Origin of the sequence: Geodermatophilus sp. DF01-2, assembly GCF_004571065.1 — a bacterium.
In the GTDB taxonomy this organism is placed as follows: Bacteria; Actinomycetota; Actinomycetes; order Mycobacteriales; family Geodermatophilaceae; genus Geodermatophilus.
This window is the reverse complement of the sequence record NZ_SPQN01000050.1, coordinates 1-15,933: the sequence shown is the minus strand read 5'-3', so window position 1 is coordinate 15,933 and position 15,933 is coordinate 1. Positions and strand designations below refer to the sequence as shown.

The following is a 15,933-nucleotide window of genomic DNA, read 5'->3' as shown; positions in this document are numbered from 1 at the left end:
ACTCGTGGCCATCAGCCGCTGATCACCACGAGTTCGCCGATCTCGCGGCGGCCGCGGCGGTCGGCTGGCCTAGTGTCCGGCCGGTGACCGTGACACTGGGGGAGGTCGTCGCCGCCCTGGAGGCGCGTTACGACCCGGCGCTGGCCGAGGACTGGGACGCCGTCGGGCTGGTGTGCGGCGATCCCGACGAGCCGGTGCAACGGGTCCTCTTCGCCGTCGACCCCGTCGGGGCCGTCGTGGACGAGGTGCTCGAGACCGGCGCCCAGCTGCTCGTCACCCACCACCCGTTGTTCCTCACCGCCGTCCACGGTGTCCCGGCCGACGACCCCAAGGGGCGGCTGGTGCACCGGCTCGTCCGGGCCGGGGCCGGCCTCTACGTCGCGCACACCAATGCCGACCGCGCGCCCGGCACCGGCGTGAACGACGCCCTCGCCGCCGCCCTCGGCCTGATCGGCCCCACGCCGCTGCAACCCGCGGCCACCGACCCCCGGGCCGGGCTCGGCCGGGTCGGCCGGCTGCCCGAGCCGGTGACGCTCGAGCGGTTCGCCGAGATGGTCGCCGCCGCGTTGCCGGACACCGTCGGCGGAGTCCGCGCGGCCGGCGACCCGCGACGGCGGATCGAGACGGTCGCCGTCTGCGGTGGCAGCGGGGGCTCGCTGCTCCCGGCTGCGGCCGCCGCCGGCGCCGACGTCCTCCTCACCAGCGACCTGCGACACCACCCCGTGTCCGAGGCGCAGGAGATGCCGGGTCCCGCGGTCTGTGACGTGGCACACTTCGCGTCCGAGTGGCCCTGGTTGCCGGTCGCGGCGGATGTCCTCCACCGGGACCTCGACGGAGCAGTGGAGGTCGTCGTGTCCCGGCGGCGCACCGACCCGTGGACGTGGCACGCCGGGGCCGACGGGTAACCGGCCGCGGCACCGGCCGGCTGAGGCCCGGAGGTCCGTCTCCGGGAGAGGGGGGCTTGACGATGAGCACCGCACCAACCCCGCCCACGGGTGGAGGCGCAGCCCGGGGGGTCCCCGTGCGCAGCGACCGCAGCCCGTGGAACTGGCTGCTGCTCATCCCGATCGTGGTGCCACTGATCGTGCCGCTCTACAACGAGGAGGAGCCGTCGCTGTTCGGCTGGCCCCTCTTCTACTGGCTGCAGGTGGCGTTCGTCGGCCTCGGCGTCCTGGTCACCGTCATCGTCTACCGGGCCACCCGGCGCAACAGGACCGACCGGGCCGCCGCTCGGGACGCCATCGCACGGGACCAGGAGCGCTGAGCCATGGACGGGATCAACGTCGTCGAACTCGTCGTCGTCCTCACCCTCTTCCTGATCGTCACGGTGATGGGTTTCGCCGCCGCTCGCTGGCGGCGCGCGGAGAGCCTCATGCACCTCGACGAGTGGGGGCTGGGTGGCCGCAGCTTCGGCTCCTGGATCACCTGGTTCCTGCTGGGCGGCGACCTCTACACCGCCTACACCTTCGTGGCGGTCCCAGCGCTGATGTTCGGGGCGGGCGCGGTCGGCTTCTTCGCCGTGCCCTACACCGTGGTGATCTATCCGCTGGTGTTCCTGGTGGTGATCCGGCTGTGGTCGGTCAGCCACGTGCGCGGCTTCGTCACCCCGGCGGACTTCGTCCGCTCCCGGTTCGACTCCCCGACCATGGCCCTGCTGGTCGCGATCACCGGGATCGTCGCGACGATGCCCTACATCGCCCTGCAGCTCGTGGGCATCTCCGCCGTCCTGAAGTCCATGGGGTTCAGCGGGGAGGGGCTGAGCGGCGAGCTCCCGCTGATCATCGCCTTCCTGGTGCTGGCGCTGTACACGTACAACTCGGGGCTCCGGGCGCCGGCGCTGATCGCGTTCGTCAAGGACACGCTGATCTACCTGACGATCATCGTCGCCATCATCGTGATCCCCGCGAAGCTCGGCGGCTGGGCCGAGATCTTCAACGCCGCGGAGGAGAAGTTCTCCGCGGGCGGCGGGGCCGGCGTGACCCTCCCGGTCACCGGCCAGCTCGGCTACGCCACCCTGGCCCTCGGGTCGGCGCTGGCACTCTTCCTCTACCCGCACTCCATCACCGGCGTGCTCGCGGCCAGCAACCGCGACGTGCTCAAGCGCAACATGAGCGCCCTGCCGGTCTACAGCCTCGCACTGGCCTTCATCGCGCTCCTCGGGTACATGGCGATCGCCGCCGGGACCACGCCGATCGGCGGGGACAGCAACACGATCGTGCCGGAGCTGTTCCAGGAGATGTTCCCGAGCTGGTTCGCCGGCATCGCGTTCGCCGCGATCGCCATCGGCGCGCTCGTGCCGGCGGCGATCATGTCGATCGCCGCGGCCAACCTGTTCACCCGCAACATCTACAAGGAGTACCTCAAGAAGGACGCCACCCCGCACCAGGAGGCGCAGGTCGCCAAGGTGGTCTCGCTGGTCGTCAAGTTCGGCGCGGTCGCGGCGATCCTCTTCATCGACCCGCAGTTCTCCATCGACCTGCAGCTCATCGGCGGCGTGATCATCCTGCAGACGCTGCCGGCGGTGGCCCTGGGTCTCTACACCCGCTGGTTCCACCGCGGCGGCCTCATCGCCGGCTGGGTGGCCGGCATGGTGGCCGGGCTGGTGATGCTCTACAACATCCCGCGCCTGGGTCCGGGCGGTGAGGTCGTCCGCGAGCACTTCGGCGGGTCCTCCTTCGCGCTGGCGAAGCTGGGCCTCGACGTCGAGTCCAGCGTCTACACCGGCTTCCTCGCGCTACTGGTGAACCTGCTCGTCGCCGTCCTGTTCACCGTCCTGTTCCGAGCCATGAAGATGGACGAGGGCGTCGACGGGACCGCGGACAGCGACTACACCGCCGAGCGGGAGGACCCGACCTTCCGCGAGTTGCCCGACCCGCTCGAGTCCGCCCCGCCGGGACCGCCGGGGGAGCCGTCCGCCCGCAGGTAGTCGAAGTCGAAGGACCCCCGTGCCCCCCTTCGAGGACACCCCTGCCCCCCGCCACTCGCAGGCTCGTGGCGGGACCCCGCAGCGGGGCCGATCCACGCTCGCGGCGGGGCCCTGCACGGGGGCCGGAGCCGGGGCGGTGCCCCGGTAGGTTGGACGGGTGAAGGCCGACCACTTCGACCAGCAGCAGCTGCTGGCCCTGGCCGCCGAGGACGTCGCGCTGGGTCAGCTGGCCCACCGCCGGCGCACCCTTCCCGAGAAGGCCGCGGTCGAGGCCGCGGCCGAGGCGGAGCGGGAGCTCGCGGCCGGCGTGGTGCGCGCCGAGACCGAGACGCGCGACCTGCAGCGGGAGGTCAAGCGGCTGGAAGGCGACGTCGAGACGGTGCGCCAGCGCGCGGCCCGCGACCGGGGGCTGCTCGACTCCGGCAGCGTCTCGGCCAAGCAGATGACCGACCTGCAGCACGAGATGCAGTCGCTGGCGCGGCGGCAGTCCGACCTCGAGGACCAGGAGCTCGAGCTCATGGAGCAGCTCGAGACCGCCGAGGCGACGCTGGCCGAGGCGCAGCAGGCAGCGGAGACGGCGAGGGCCGAGCTGGCGCGCGCCGAGCAGCTGCGCGACGACGCCCTGGCCGACATCGCCGACGGGACGGCGCAGCACGAGGCTGCCCGCGCCGAGGCCGCCGCCCGCATCCCGGGCGACCTGCTGGCCCTCTACGAGCGGATCCGCGCCCAGACCGGCGGCACCGGCGCGGCCGTGCTCAAGGCCCGCCAGTGCCAGGGCTGCCGTATCGAGCTGTTCGGCCGGGAGCTGGCCGCCGTCCGCAACGCCGACCCCCACGAGGTCGTGCGCTGCGACAACTGCGGCCGGATCCTGGTGCGCACCGCCGAGTCCGGCCTGTGACCCGCCGGTTCGTCGTCGAGGCGGACGGCGGCTCGCGGGGCAACCCCGGCCCGGCCGGCTACGGCGCTCTCGTGCGCGACGCCGCGACCGGCACCGTGCTCGCCGAGCGGGCGGAATCGGTCGGGCGGGCGACCAACAACGTCGCCGAGTACGGCGGCCTGGTCGCCGGGCTGCAGGCCGTCCTCGACATCTGTGGTGGCGCAGCCCCGGACGCCGACGTCGAGGTGCGGATGGACTCCAAGCTCGTCGTCGAGCAGATGTCGGGTCGCTGGAAGGTCAAGCACCCCGACATGCAGAAGCTGGCGCTGCAGGCGCGGCAGATCGCCCGGCAGCTCGGCAGCGTCCGCTACACGTGGGTGCCGCGGGCGCAGAACAGCGCCGCGGACGCGCTGGCCAACAGCGCCATGGACGGCCGGCCGGTGCACCGCGACCTCGCCGCCGAGCCCACGACGGTGGTGGACGACGTCCAGCCCGTGGCCCCCCGCGCGCCCGCCGTCACCACCGTCACGCACCTGCTGCGGCACGGCCGGACCGAGCACACGCCCGAGCGTCGTTACAGCGGCCGTAACGACCTGCCGCTGTCGGCCACCGGCCGCGCCGAGGCCGAGGCGGCGGCCGTCCGCGCCAAGGAGCTGGGCGTGGAGGTCGTCGTCGCCTCGCCGCTGCGCCGAACCCGGGAGACCGCCGAGGTCGTCGGCGACGTCCTCGGCCTGCCGGTGCACTACGACGACGACCTGGTCGAGCTGGACTTCGGCGACCTCGAGGGGCTCACCGCCGAGGAGGCCCGCGAGCAGCACCCGTTGGCCGCCCGCCGGTTCGCCGACGACATCACCGTCGCCGCGCCGGGCGGGGAGTCGATCGCCGACGTCAGCGACCGGGTGGCCCGTGCTCGCGCCCGCATCCTGCGCGGGCATGCCGGGAAGACGGTGCTCGTCGTCGCCCATGTCACGCCGATCAAGCTGCTGCTCGCCGCCGGCCTCGACGTGCCCGACGACGTCGTCCACCGGGTGTTCCTGGAGGCCGCGTCGTTCTGCACGGTCGCGTGGGGCTCCGACGGCCGCTCCGCCGTCCGCCTGGTCAACGACACCAGCCACCTGCGATGACATCGCTGCCCTCCGGGCAGCACCACGGCCACGTGCCGTCCCCTGCCGGTCGGAGCCCACTCGCCGCCTCGTCGCGGACCCCTCCGGGGCCCACGCCTCCACGGCACGGCCACGTACCGTCTCATGTCGCGCTGAGCCGCTGCGTCCCCTCGTCGGGGGAGCCTCCGCCCCCGCTCCTTCGGGACCGGGAAGTTGTCCCGTTACACCGCTGTTCGACTGCACGACAGCCCGGACCGACCCTGGAGACCCCCGTGACCGCCACCATCGCGCCCGCCGCCCCCGCCGTCGCCGGTGACGAGCGCACCCTGTCGCCCGCCGAGTACGAGACCTGGGCGGCCGAGGTCCGCCGGCTGGCCGAGGAGCGCGGGGCGGTGATCCTGGCGCACAACTACCAGGTTCCCGAGATCCAGGACGTCGCCCACTTCACCGGTGACTCGCTGTACCTGTCGCGGGTCGCAGCGCAGACCGACGCCCGCGAGATCGTCTTCTGCGGCGTCCACTTCATGGCCGAGACGGCGAAGATCCTCTCGCCGGAGAAGACCGTGCTGCTGCCCGACCACGCCGCCGGCTGCTCGCTGGCCGACTCGATCACCGCGGAACAGCTGCGCGAGTGGAAGGCCGAGCACCCCGGCGCCGTCGTCGTCAGCTACGTGAACACCACCGCGGCGGTGAAGGCCGAGACCGACATCTGCTGCACGTCGTCCAACGCCGCCGACGTCGTCCGCTCGATCCCGGAGGACCGCGAGATCCTCTTCTGCCCCGACCAGTTCCTCGGCGCGCACGTCAAGCGGGTGACCGGGCGGGACGACATCCACGTGTGGGCGGGGGAGTGCCACGTGCACGCGGGTATCAGCCCGTCCGACGTCCGCGCGCAGGTGGCCGCGCACCCGGACGCCGAGATCCTGGTGCACCCCGAGTGCGGGTGCACCACGTCGGTGCTCGACCTGGTCAGCCACGGCGACCTGCCGGCCGACCGCACGCGGGTGCTCTCCACCGGCGGCATGGTCGAGCAGGCCGCGACCACGACGGCGGGCCAGGTGCTGGTGGCCACCGAGGTCGGCATCCTGCACCAGCTGCGGGCGCTCAACGCCGGGACGACGTTCATCCCGATGAACGAGCGCGCCGCCTGTCGCTACATGAAGATGATCACGCCGGCCAAGCTGCTGCGGACGCTGCGCACCGGCGAGGGTGCTGTCGACGTCGACCCGGAGACCGCTGCCCGCGCCCGTCGCGCGGTCGAGGCGATGATCGCGATCGGGGAGCCCGGCCGCGGCGGGGAGTGAGCCTGCGGGAGGGTGCGGCCCGCCGCACGAGCAGCGCGCAGGACGCGGCCTGCGGACGGGGAGCCGATCCCGCGCCCATGACCGCGGCCGGTCCGCGGACCAGCACGGACACCAGTGCGGTCAGCACCAGCGGGACGGCGGCCATCAGCACCCACCAGGGGATCCCGGGCAGGAGTCGGGAGCGTGTGGGGACCGGCATGCCGGGATGACCGTGCGTCCGCGGTGACCCGCGAACCGCCCATGGGGCGACCGGCCTCAGATGCGGGTGAACAGGTAGATCGACACGGCGACGCCGAAGGCGACGATGAAGACGCGCAGCGGCGTCGCCGGGATGCGCGTGGCGATGCGGGCGCCGACGAAGCCGCCGAGCAGGCTGGCCGGTGCGGCGACGGCGACCACCAGCCAGTGGACCGGGCCGAACAGCCCGAAGACGACGAGGGTAACGGTGGCGGTGACCGCCGAGAGCGCCGACTTTAGCGCGTTGGCCAGTTTCAGCCGGTGCAGGCCCACCCCGAGGACGCCGACCAGGATCACGCCCAGCGCGCCGCCGAAGTAGCCGCCGTACACGGTCGCCAGGAACAGCGCCACGTACAGCCAGGCCGGGTCCCGCCGGAGGCCGCCGTCCTCGGTGCTCCTGAGCCGCCGGGTGAGCAGCGGCTGGACGGCGAGCAGCAGGCTGGCCAGCAGGACGAGCACGGGGACGACGACGTCGAAGGCCTCGGAGGGCGTGGTGAGCAGCAGGACGCTGCCCGCGACGCCGCCGAGCAGCGCGACGACGCCGAAGCGCACCAGCCGGGCGCGCTGGCCGGCGTACTCGGCGCGGAAGCCGACCACGCCGCCGAGGTAGCCCGGCCACTGGGCGATCGAGTTGGTGACGTTGGCCGCGACGGTGCCCAGCCCGAGGGCGACGAGGGTGGGGAAGAGGATCAGCGACCCGCCGCCGGCGACGGAGTTGATGACGCCGGCGACGAGGGCGACGCCCGCCGCGATGGCCAGGTCGAGAGCGGACACGAGCGGCGAGCCTACGGTGACCTCGTGGAGCTCCCGGGCAGGGCGAGGCTGTTGGCGGCGGCGCTGGGCGGATCGGGGGTGCTGCACCTGGTCCGACCGCGGACCTACGAGTGGCTGGTGCCGCCGGAACTCGGTGACGCGCGCGCCTGGGTGACCGGCAGCGGGGTCGCCGAGATCGCCGCCGCCGGGCTGATGACGGTGCCGGCGACCCGGCGAGCAGGAGGCTGGGCCGCGGCGGCGCTGCTGGTCGCCTTCGTCCCGGCGCACCTGCACACGCTCCGGGTGGTGCCGCGACGGGCGGTGCCGCTGACGGTCGCCGCCGTCCGGCTGCCGCTGCAGTGGCCGCTGGTGCGCATCGCGCTGGGCGTCGCGCGCGGACGGTGAGGCGCAGGCCCCGGAGGGCGCGCGCAGCCGGTGGGGCGGTCGCCCCCGAGCCCCTCGGGTCGGCGGGCGCCTCAGCCCACTGACGCCGAGAGCGTCACCATGTCGTCGGTGACGGTCGTGCACTCCAGCGTGAGAGGACCGGCAGAGACGCTCTCCCCCTGGCTGCAGGACAGCTCCTCGTTGCCGACCCGGAACGACGCCCGTCCGGCATCGGAGCTCTCCAGCGCCACCGTGGTGCCGAGGACCTCCACGTCCCGGTCCTGGACCGTGAGGGTCACCGAGCAGGTGGTCCCGGAGCAGTCGACGCTGCTGCCGGTGGCGTCGGTGGGATCGGCGGAGTCCTCCGCGCCCACGGAGGGATCGGGGTCGGTGGTCTCGGCGCCGGTGTCGCCCCCGTCGGTCGTGATCTCGGGGCCCTCGGCGCCGGTGTCGGTCTCGGCGCCGCCATCGGTGCAGGCGGCCAGCGGGAGCACGAGCAGGCCGCCGGCGAGGAGAGCGTGAGCCAGTCGGGCACGCGTGGTCGTCCGGTGCATCTCCCGAGCCTACGGTGACCCAAGTCACACCCTCGGCGGAGGTGGTCGGTCGTCACCGAATCGCAACCGGCCGGCCGCGTCGGGCCTGCCGGAGGTCGCCGGGGTCAGCTGCCGTGGAAGCGCCGGTGCAGGTCGTGCACCTCCTCGTCGAGGCCGGCGACCGGGCCCTCGACCGGAACGCCCGGGGCGACCCCGCCGATGGAGGGAGCCTGCATCGGCGCGGGCCGGGCGCCGAGCTGCGCCGACGAGCTGTCGTACACGATCCGCCCGAGACCTACCCAGGCGTGCGCGGCCGCGCACATGGGGCAGTGTTCGCCGGAGGTGTAGACGGTGGCCGCGGCCCGTTGGTCGGAAGGAAGGTGCTGGGCGGCCCACCGGGCGATGGCGAACTCCGGGTGCCGGGTGGAGTCGCCGGACGCCACGTGGTCGTGGTCCTCGAAGAGCACGCTGCCGTCGGCGTCCACGAGCACCGACCCGAAGCGCTCGTCGCCGGCGTCGAGCGTCGTGCGGGCGAGTTCGATGCAGCGGCGCAGGTGGACGCGGTCTCCGTCGTCGACCGTGGCGCCATCGTCGCCCCCCGGCCGGAGGGCTCGCCGTCCGTCGTCCCCCGGGAGCAGACTGCCCGCCATGCCGCCTCTCCCGATGCCCGACGACTGGCAGCGCGCGCTGGTCGTGGCCGCCCACCCCGACGACATCGAGTACGGGGCGGCCGCGGCCGTCGCCGTCTGGACCGCGGCCGGGAAGGAGGTGCACTACCTGCTGGCCACCCGTGGAGAGGCCGGCGTCGCCGGGATGTCGCCGGCCGAGGCCGGCCCGCTGCGCGAGGAGGAGGAGCGGCGCTCGGCGGCCGTCGTCGGGGTGTCCGAGGTGGAGTTCCTCGACCACCGGGACGGCGTCCTGGAGGCCGGGGTGGCGCTGCGCCGCGACCTGGCCGCCGCGATCCGCCGGCACCGGCCCGAACTGGTGCTGACCATGTACGGCGGCCCCACCTGGACGCCACCGGGCGTCACGCCGGGACATCTGAACTTCGCCGACCACCGGGCGCTGACCCAGAGCGTGCTCGACGCCGTGGCGGATACCGCCAACCAGTGGATCTTCCCGGACCTCACCGAGGAACGGTGGTCCGGCGTCCAGTACGTCGCGGTGCACACGATCGACCCCGATCCGCCGCACGTCATGGACGTCGGCGACGGGGTGGAGAAGGCGGTCGCCTCGCTGACCGAGCACCGCCGCTACCTCGAGGCGCTCTCCGACGACCCGGTCGAGGAGCAGGCACGTCGACAGATCGACATGGCGACGCTGACGGAGGACGGCGAGCGACGGGTCGGCTTCACCCTCTACTGGGGCTGACGGCTACCGGGGGACCGTCGGTCACCGGCTGCGGGCGACGGCGGTGAGCAGCCCGACGCAGATCTCGTCCTCGACCATCGCGACGGTGGGGTCCGACAGCTCGGTCGGGTTCACCACCGCCTGGCGGGCGTGGAAGCCTCCCCGTGGTGACGATGCGCGCCGAGGGGCGCGGCAAGAGGGCCCAGTGATCGTCACCCGCGGCGCCCCATCACTAGGATGGGCGGTACGACGGACGAGTCGGCCGGGCGGTCGCGTCGGCGGGGGAGACCCCGCCGCCGAGGAACGTCCGGGCTCCACAGGGCAGGGTGGTCGCTAACGGCGACCCGGGGTGACCCGCGGGACAGTGCCACAGAGAACAGACCGCCAGCGCTCGCGCTGGTAAGGGTGAAACGGCGGTGTAAGAGACCACCGCACACCGGGTGACCGGTGTGGCTCGGTAAACCCCACCCGGAGCAAGGTCGAGAGGGACGGCGGTCCGCCGCCGTCCTGCGCAGGCGTTCGAGGGCTGCCCGCCCGATGCCTGCGGGTGGACCGCTGGAGCCGGCCGGCAACGGCAGGCCTAGATGGATGACCGCCCATCGGGAGGCCGCAAGGCGCCCGTGGACAGAACCCGGCGTACAGGCCGACTCGTCCGTCGCTCGCTGCTGACCAGCGGCTATGGGGCCAGCGGCGTGCAACGGTCCGCACAGAGTCCGCAACTCCCACGGCAACTGAGTCGACGGCGGTCTTCCGGTCTTCTCCGAGTGCGCACGCCCGATTGGGGGTTCGCTGTGTCGCTTCGGTCGGACTGCCACCGCGGTGGAGGCACGCACCGCCTGCTCTGGCCACACTGGCCGCATGGAGCACGACGTCCTGCTGCGGATCGCGGAGCTGCTGAAGGAGCGGAATCGGATCGACCACCAGATCGCCGAGCTGGCGGCGGAGGAAGTCGATCCGGTCGACCGTCAAGCCGAACGCCTCGCCCTGCCGCAGGCCGGTCCCGGCGGCGAGGGTGACCAGCGCCCGGTACCTGTCGGCCACCGCATCCGTCAGAGCCTGGACCGCCTCGCGCGTCAGCGGCTCGACGCGCCGGCGGTGGACCTTCGGCAGCTTGGGGCCCTCGCAGGGTGAGGCGACGATCCGCCGGTCGCGCACGGCGGCCTTGAAGATGCTCGCGAGGATGCGGTGGACCACCCCCACAGTGGACGGGGCCAGGTCCAGGGACAGCCGCTTGACGAGGGCCTGGACGTCGCTCGGCAGGACCGAGGAAGGCCGCCTCTGCCGGAGGGCCGGGGAGACGTGGCGTCGGAGCATCGTCTCGACGTGGGCGGCGGTGGTCGGCCGGTGGACCTGGGCCGCCCGCCACTGCTCGGCGTACTCGCGGAGGGTCAGCCGACCGGCCGTCGGGTCGACGTACTGGCCGGTGACCATCGCCGCGGTCATCTCGTCGAGCCACCGCTGGGCGTCGACCTTCCGCTTGAAGTGCCGGGCGTGCTCCTTGCCGGTGGCGTCGCGGAAGCGCGGCCGGTAGGTGCCGTCGGACCTGCGCGCGATGCTCGCCATCTCATTCACTTCGTTCCACGAGGTCGCGCCAGCCATGGCGTGCAGCCCGGGGTAGCACCAGCGGGAGTGGCTCGTCCTTCCGCCGTATCGATCTGTGGACGGGCACGAGGTTGGGGACAGCCGCAGGCGGCAGCAAGGGCCGACGCCGGGAGCTCGTGCGCTGCCGATGCCGCACCGCGCGACGGTGCCTGGGAGTCCTCCAGTTCTTCTCCAGTACTGGGTGGGCGCCCGATCAGCACGCCTGAGTGGCGAGAAAGCCGCCTGGTGGAAAGGGCTGCGGCCTTCAGCGGAGGGCGAGCGTCAGTCCGTCGTGCTCGGCGAAGTCCTCGAAGTCCTTGGCGTTGAGGGTGGCGAGCGGCAGGTCACGGACGAGACAGCAAGCGGCGATCCAGCTGTCGTTGACCGGCCGGGGTCGGCCGCGCAGCTGGCCGCCGGCCTGTAGCTCGCCCCACCGGGCGGACACCTGCTGGTCGTAGGGAAGGACCAGTAGCTGCGAGAGGAAGTCCCGCATGGCGGCGACGTTCCGTGGCCCCCAGTGCCGGACCAGGGTCCACTTGGTCAGCTCGCCAACGGTCACGAAAGTGACGGCGGCGACGTGACCGGCAAGCCGCGCGGTGACTGCATCGGGAGCGCGAAGGCGCAGCAACGAGGAGGCGACGTCCGTGTCGAGGACGACGACGCTCACGAGATGCTGGACCACCGGGAGGCGTAGAGGTCGGCGAGGAAGTCCGCGTGCTCGTCGTCGGAGGCGAAGGGATCGTCCGTGGCCACGTCGTTCGGGGAGGCGATGGGCCCCACGCCCTGCTGTCGGAGAAGCTCCTCTGTAGGAACGAAGTCATCACCCGCCTGGTGCGCGGGCTTCTTCGGCGTCGTGGTCACGACACTCACCTCCTCGGATCCATCGTGCCAGTTCTGCCGAGTCGTACGTCGAAGACGAGGATCCACTCTCGTCCGCACGAGTCGTCGCGGTCACCGACGCGTTGACTGGGCTTCGCGCTGCTCGGCCACCCAGCGGTCCAGGTCTTCCCGTCGGTATAGGACTCGACGCCCGAGGCGGAAGCCGTCCGGCCCGATGCCGAGGTGCCGCCAGTAGCGCAGCGTTGCGACGGGCGTACGGAGGAACACGGCCGCCTCGGTGAGCGTCAGCAGGTTGGAAGTCGCCTCAGGGGCGTTGTTCGGCATCACGAGCGGTTCCTCCGGCACCCGCAGCAATGGGGAGGAGAACGACCGCGGGTACGGCCGCCAAACACTGCCCTGGCCACGTCGTCCTGCACTCAATGCTGGGACGAGTCCCTTCAGTCAATCGGGGGTTGCCCACAGGCCTACGCCTAGTCCGCACTGAGTCCGCAAGCTGCCGTCCGCGACCAACCCTGTCCAACCACGAAGTCCGAGGTCAGGCGCGAAATTCATGATCGGTCGATGCTGACCAACCATGCTCAACAGTTCCCGGCGTACAGGACGGCTCCTCCGTCGCCCCCGAGCAGGTCACGGAACTCGTCACGGAACGTCGCGCGCTGCTCAGCGGACGACGAGGACGTCCGCGAACGACGTCGAGTGCCGGCTGGTGAACGGATACGTTCCGGGCTCCTCCGGGGCCGGGAAGGTCGTCAGGGTCCGCCCTGGGACGACGACGTCGAACGAGCCGTCGTCCGCGGTGATGGTGACCTCGGTCCGGGTCGAGTTGTGCACGGTGACCCGTGCGCCGGGGGGGACCGGAGCCGAGACGTGGAAGCGGGTCTCGTCGATCAGCACGGCGACCGAGAGCTCGCCGTGGTCGTGGCCGGACATGTCCTCAACAGCCGAGGTCGGGGGGGTCGAGGCCGCGGGCTGCACACCCGTTACGCCGGCCTGCGCCGGCGGGGCGCCTGCCGCCGGCGGTGGCGACGCGGCCAGGGCGACGGCGAGGGCGACGGTCGCCAGCATGACCACCATCTCCACGGCGGCGAACCGGCGGAACGCACCCGGCTGCCCGGCGCGCAGGAGCGGCAGCGTGCGCCGGCGATGGTGCCAGCCGAACGCGCCGAGGACGACGAGGGCGGCCGTCTTGCCGAGCAGCAGCCACCCGTAGCCGCTGCCCAGGACGTCGGCTCCCCAGGGGAGCCCCCCCACCAGCAGCCACGCGGACAGCAGGCCGGACGCGCCCGAGGCCACGAAGCAGGCCAGCGCCAGTGCGCTGAAGCGGCCCGCGGCCGGGGGGAGGTCCTCGCGGTTCCGGCCGTGCACGACCAGGGCGAGCAGCCCGCCGATCCACGCAGTCGCGGCGACGACGTGCACGCTGAGGGTGGTCACCGCGAGCACGTGGTCGTCGGCCGCCGCGGAGTGGCCGGTCAGGACGGCGGGGACGACGAGTCCCGTCACCGCCACGGCCAGCAGCAGGGCGGCTCCCAGGGCCCTGGTGCACCGCCGGGCGACCAGGGCGAGGACGACGGCCGCGGCCGTCACCACGACGGCGGCGCGTCCCGCCGGCAGGTCGGTGACGAAGGTCCCGACGGACGACGCCGGCACGGAGGCGGGCGGAACGCCGATCAGCCGGCTGAGGGTGAGCAGTGCGCCGACCACCGTCGACACCGCCCAGGCCAGGGCCCAGCCGGAGGCGACCCGCAGGGCGCGGCGGGACGCCGCCGGCAGCGTCCGCCCCGAGCCGGGGAGCAGGACGGCGGCGAACAGGAGCGTGCCGACCGTGCCCAGCGCCGCGATCCGGCCGGCGAGCGTGGCCACCGGCAGGCCCCAGTCCACGAGCGGGCCCGCCTGCGTCAGCCCGGGAGCGCCGGAGGTCGGCCGGCCGCCGCCCACGACGAGAGCCAGCACGAGCACCGCGACGATCCCGAGGCCCACCGCCACGACGACGCCGGCCGGAGGCTTCGGTGGCCGTGCGGCGCCGGCCTCCGGCCACTCCGGGAACGGCGCGGTCACGGCGCCGGTAGGGACTCGCTCCGAGGCGACGGTCCGGTCCATCCCGGTCATGCGCGCCTGCGCAGCTGTCGGACGGCGACGCCGGCCGCGACGACGATCACCAGGACGGCACCGACCGCGATCCACGGACGGGAGGACGACGAGCCGGCCGGCTGTCCGGCGACGGCCTCGCCCGGATCCACAGGTTCTGCCTCCCGCGCTGCAGGAGCCGCATCCGGCTGCTGCGGAGCCGCTGCCGCGCGCTCGACCTGGCTCTCGGCGACGGTGAAGGGGAACGTTCCCGAGAGGGGATGCCCGTCGGACGAGGTCACCCGCCACTCGACGGTGTAGGTCCCGGGCGGCAGGTCCTCGACCAGCGGCTGGACCACGGTGCTGTCGCGGAGCTCCGCGGGACCCTGCGTCACGGGAGCGCCGTCCGGGCCGCTGACCACCACCTGAGTGCCCAGCTCCTGCGGCGGCCCGCTGAACTCGAGCTCCACGTGCGGTGGCGAGGTCGGCACCGTGGTGTTCGCCTCCGGCGACGTGGCGGCCAGCTGGTCGTGCGCCCGAGCCGCGGGGACCCCGGCGCACAGCAGGACGAGCGTCGCGGTGAGGGCGGTGGCGAGCACGGCCAGCAGCCGTCGAGCGGGTCTCGTCGCAGCGAGTGGTTGTCCGGGCATGACCGTCATTCGCAAGCACCCGCCGTCCCGGCCTTCCTGGCCCCCCCATTCGGGCGGACGCCGTGGTCGCGAGGACGGTACCCGCGCCCACCCCGGCCTGTGGCCGCCGTCGGACGTCACACATCCGTCATGAACACGATCGTGTGATGGGCGCTTCTCGATGAACCACTCGGGGCATCGGCGCCGAACGATGTGCGTGGACGGCAGCGGCCGACGGTGCAGAAGCCGGGTGAGCCGTCCGTCCCGGGGCGCTGTCCCAGCCCCCACGCGTGGTGGGCGCCGGATGCGTCCGCCTGCTCGACCGGAGGCGGTTCCGAACCGCTGCCGGACACCGTCGCCGGCCGGCGGCGGTGTTGCACCCGACTCGAGGAGAAGTCCCTTGCGCAAGTCCTTCGCAGTCCCGACCGTGGCCCTGGCTGCTGCGGCGTTCCCGCTCCTGACCATGACGGCTGCCCAGGCCGCCCACGACGGGAGCTACCAGGCCGACCTGGGCACGCTGAACGACTCCGGGGTCACCGGCACCAGCTGGGTCACCCTCGAGGGCGACCAGGCGAAGGTCACCGTCGAGGTGACCGGCGTGCTGCCGGGTGCGCCGCACGCGCAGCACTTCCACATCGGCGCCCAGGGCGTCTGCCCGCCCCCGTCCGCCGACGAGGACGGCGACGGCATCGTGAGCACCGCCGAGGGCCAGCCGTTCTACGGAATGATCGGCACCTCGCTCACCACCGAGGGCGACACCAGCCCGGACAGCGGCCTGGCCGTCGACCGCTTCCCGACCCCGGAGGACGACTCGTACACCTACGAGCGCACCTTCACGATCAGCCAGGAGGTCCAGGAGTCCTTCGCCGCCGGCAACGCCGTCGTCGTCGTGCACGGCATCGACACCAACGGCAGCGGGACCTACGACGGTGACCAGATGAGCTCGCTCGACCCGTCGCTGCCGCTGGAGGCGACCGCTCCGGCCGCCTGCGGCTCCTACACGATGTCGCAGATGGGCCAGATGCCCGCCGGCGGTGCCGACACCGGCGCCGGCGGGACCAGCGGCATCGAGCAGGAGGCCGCGATCGGTCTGGGCGCCGCGGCGCTGACCGGTGCGGCCGCCGTCGGTGCCCTGGCCTACCGTCGTCGCCGGGCCGCCGACCAGGTCTGAGCCCCGGTCGATCCGATCGCTGCGCCGCGCAGGGCGACTGCCCTGCGCGGCGCAGCGCCGTCCCTCCGCAGGAGGCCTGAACCGTGAGCCGAGCCCCCGACCGCCCGTTCCCAGCGCGCAGCTGGGCGGTGCTCTCGGTCCTGCTGGCCGTGGTCGGGGTGGTGGCCCTCGTCGTGGCGGT

At 73.2% G+C, this 15,933-nt stretch carries 18 protein-coding genes and 1 other RNA gene; 11 read left to right on the top strand and 8 right to left on the bottom strand.

Annotated features, from left to right (window positions below; all coding sequences use genetic code 11):
- Positions 1–83: 83 nt before the first annotated feature.
- The 6 genes from E4P41_RS13785 to nadA all read left to right on the top strand — a co-directional run bounded on the left by E4P41_RS13785 (position 84) and on the right by nadA (position 6,210).
- On the top strand, positions 84–905 hold the full coding sequence (locus E4P41_RS13785; RefSeq protein WP_135141819.1) for a Nif3-like dinuclear metal center hexameric protein: 822 nt from the start codon (positions 84–86) through the stop codon (positions 903–905).
- Positions 906–1,021: 116 nt separating this feature from the next.
- A complete protein-coding gene (locus E4P41_RS13780) occupies positions 1,022–1,264 on the top strand; it encodes a DUF3311 domain-containing protein (RefSeq protein ID WP_245177336.1) in 243 nt (80 codons plus the stop codon).
- 3 nt (positions 1,265–1,267) lie between these two features.
- On the top strand, positions 1,268–2,926 hold the full coding sequence (locus E4P41_RS13775; RefSeq protein ID WP_135141817.1) for a sodium:solute symporter: 1,659 nt from the start codon (positions 1,268–1,270) through the stop codon (positions 2,924–2,926).
- 157 nt (positions 2,927–3,083) lie between these two features.
- The gene (locus E4P41_RS13770) at positions 3,084–3,824 is read left to right on the top strand and encodes a C4-type zinc ribbon domain-containing protein (protein WP_135141816.1); all 741 of its coding nucleotides are present in this window, start codon (positions 3,084–3,086) and stop codon (positions 3,822–3,824) included.
- A complete protein-coding gene (locus E4P41_RS13765) occupies positions 3,821–4,927 on the top strand; it encodes a bifunctional RNase H/acid phosphatase (RefSeq protein ID WP_135141815.1) in 1,107 nt (368 codons plus the stop codon). The genes E4P41_RS13770 and E4P41_RS13765 overlap by 4 nt, the downstream gene beginning before the upstream one ends.
- A gap of 251 nt (positions 4,928–5,178) precedes the next feature.
- Positions 5,179–6,210, top strand: coding sequence for a quinolinate synthase NadA (gene nadA / locus E4P41_RS13760; RefSeq protein ID WP_245177335.1), 1,032 nt, complete (start codon positions 5,179–5,181; stop codon positions 6,208–6,210).
- Between the two features lie 255 nt (positions 6,211–6,465).
- Here nadA and E4P41_RS13755 read toward each other — a convergent pair whose 3' ends face one another.
- Positions 6,466–7,221 (bottom strand): sulfite exporter TauE/SafE family protein, encoded by a 756-nt coding sequence (locus E4P41_RS13755; protein ID WP_135141814.1) that lies wholly within the window; start codon positions 7,219–7,221, stop codon positions 6,466–6,468.
- Between the two features lie 24 nt (positions 7,222–7,245).
- Between E4P41_RS13755 and E4P41_RS13750 the strand changes: the two genes are divergently transcribed.
- Positions 7,246–7,605 (top strand): hypothetical protein, encoded by a 360-nt coding sequence (locus E4P41_RS13750; protein WP_135141813.1) that lies wholly within the window; start codon positions 7,246–7,248, stop codon positions 7,603–7,605.
- 71 nt (positions 7,606–7,676) lie between these two features.
- Here the strand turns inward: E4P41_RS13750 and E4P41_RS23645 are convergent, their stop codons facing one another.
- Positions 7,677–8,138: a hypothetical protein gene (locus E4P41_RS23645; protein ID WP_135141812.1), complete on the bottom strand. Its 462-nt coding sequence runs from the start codon at positions 8,136–8,138 to the stop codon at positions 7,677–7,679.
- 104 nt (positions 8,139–8,242) lie between these two features.
- Positions 8,243–8,767 (bottom strand): nucleoside deaminase, encoded by a 525-nt coding sequence (locus E4P41_RS13740; protein WP_135141811.1) that lies wholly within the window; start codon positions 8,765–8,767, stop codon positions 8,243–8,245.
- On the opposite strand from E4P41_RS13740, the gene E4P41_RS13735 reads away from it, so the two are divergent.
- The 3 genes from E4P41_RS13735 (at position 8,766) to E4P41_RS13725 (ending at position 10,598) form a co-directional block, all read left to right on the top strand.
- Positions 8,766–9,488: a PIG-L deacetylase family protein gene (locus E4P41_RS13735; RefSeq protein ID WP_135141810.1), complete on the top strand. Its 723-nt coding sequence runs from the start codon at positions 8,766–8,768 to the stop codon at positions 9,486–9,488. The genes E4P41_RS13740 and E4P41_RS13735 overlap by 2 nt on opposite strands.
- 233 nt (positions 9,489–9,721) lie before the next feature.
- Positions 9,722–10,122, top strand: an RNA gene (rnpB, locus tag E4P41_RS13730) — RNase P RNA component class A.
- A gap of 203 nt (positions 10,123–10,325) precedes the next feature.
- Positions 10,326–10,598, top strand: coding sequence for a hypothetical protein (locus E4P41_RS13725; protein ID WP_135141809.1), 273 nt, complete (start codon positions 10,326–10,328; stop codon positions 10,596–10,598).
- A gap of 715 nt (positions 10,599–11,313) precedes the next feature.
- Here E4P41_RS13725 and E4P41_RS13720 read toward each other — a convergent pair.
- The 5 genes from E4P41_RS13720 to E4P41_RS22190 all read right to left on the bottom strand — a co-directional run bounded on the left by E4P41_RS13720 (position 11,314) and on the right by E4P41_RS22190 (position 14,551).
- Positions 11,314–11,715 (bottom strand): type II toxin-antitoxin system VapC family toxin, encoded by a 402-nt coding sequence (locus E4P41_RS13720; protein ID WP_135141808.1) that lies wholly within the window; start codon positions 11,713–11,715, stop codon positions 11,314–11,316.
- The gene (locus E4P41_RS13715) at positions 11,712–11,909 is read right to left on the bottom strand and encodes a hypothetical protein (RefSeq protein ID WP_135141807.1); all 198 of its coding nucleotides are present in this window, start codon (positions 11,907–11,909) and stop codon (positions 11,712–11,714) included. The genes E4P41_RS13720 and E4P41_RS13715 overlap by 4 nt, the downstream gene beginning before the upstream one ends.
- A gap of 90 nt (positions 11,910–11,999) precedes the next feature.
- Positions 12,000–12,212, bottom strand: coding sequence for a helix-turn-helix domain-containing protein (locus E4P41_RS13710; RefSeq protein WP_135141832.1), 213 nt, complete (start codon positions 12,210–12,212; stop codon positions 12,000–12,002).
- 336 nt (positions 12,213–12,548) lie between these two features.
- On the bottom strand, positions 12,549–13,943 hold the full coding sequence (locus E4P41_RS13705) for a CopD family protein (RefSeq protein ID WP_135141806.1): 1,395 nt from the start codon (positions 13,941–13,943) through the stop codon (positions 12,549–12,551).
- Between the two features lie 47 nt (positions 13,944–13,990).
- A complete protein-coding gene (locus E4P41_RS22190; protein WP_167761080.1) occupies positions 13,991–14,551 on the bottom strand; it encodes a copper resistance CopC family protein in 561 nt (186 codons plus the stop codon).
- Positions 14,552–14,981: 430 nt separating this feature from the next.
- Between E4P41_RS22190 and E4P41_RS13695 the strand changes: the two genes are divergently transcribed.
- Positions 14,982–15,752, top strand: a complete 771-nt coding sequence (locus E4P41_RS13695) for a hypothetical protein (protein WP_135141804.1) — start codon at positions 14,982–14,984, stop codon at positions 15,750–15,752.
- Positions 15,753–15,933: the final 181 nt, after the last annotated feature.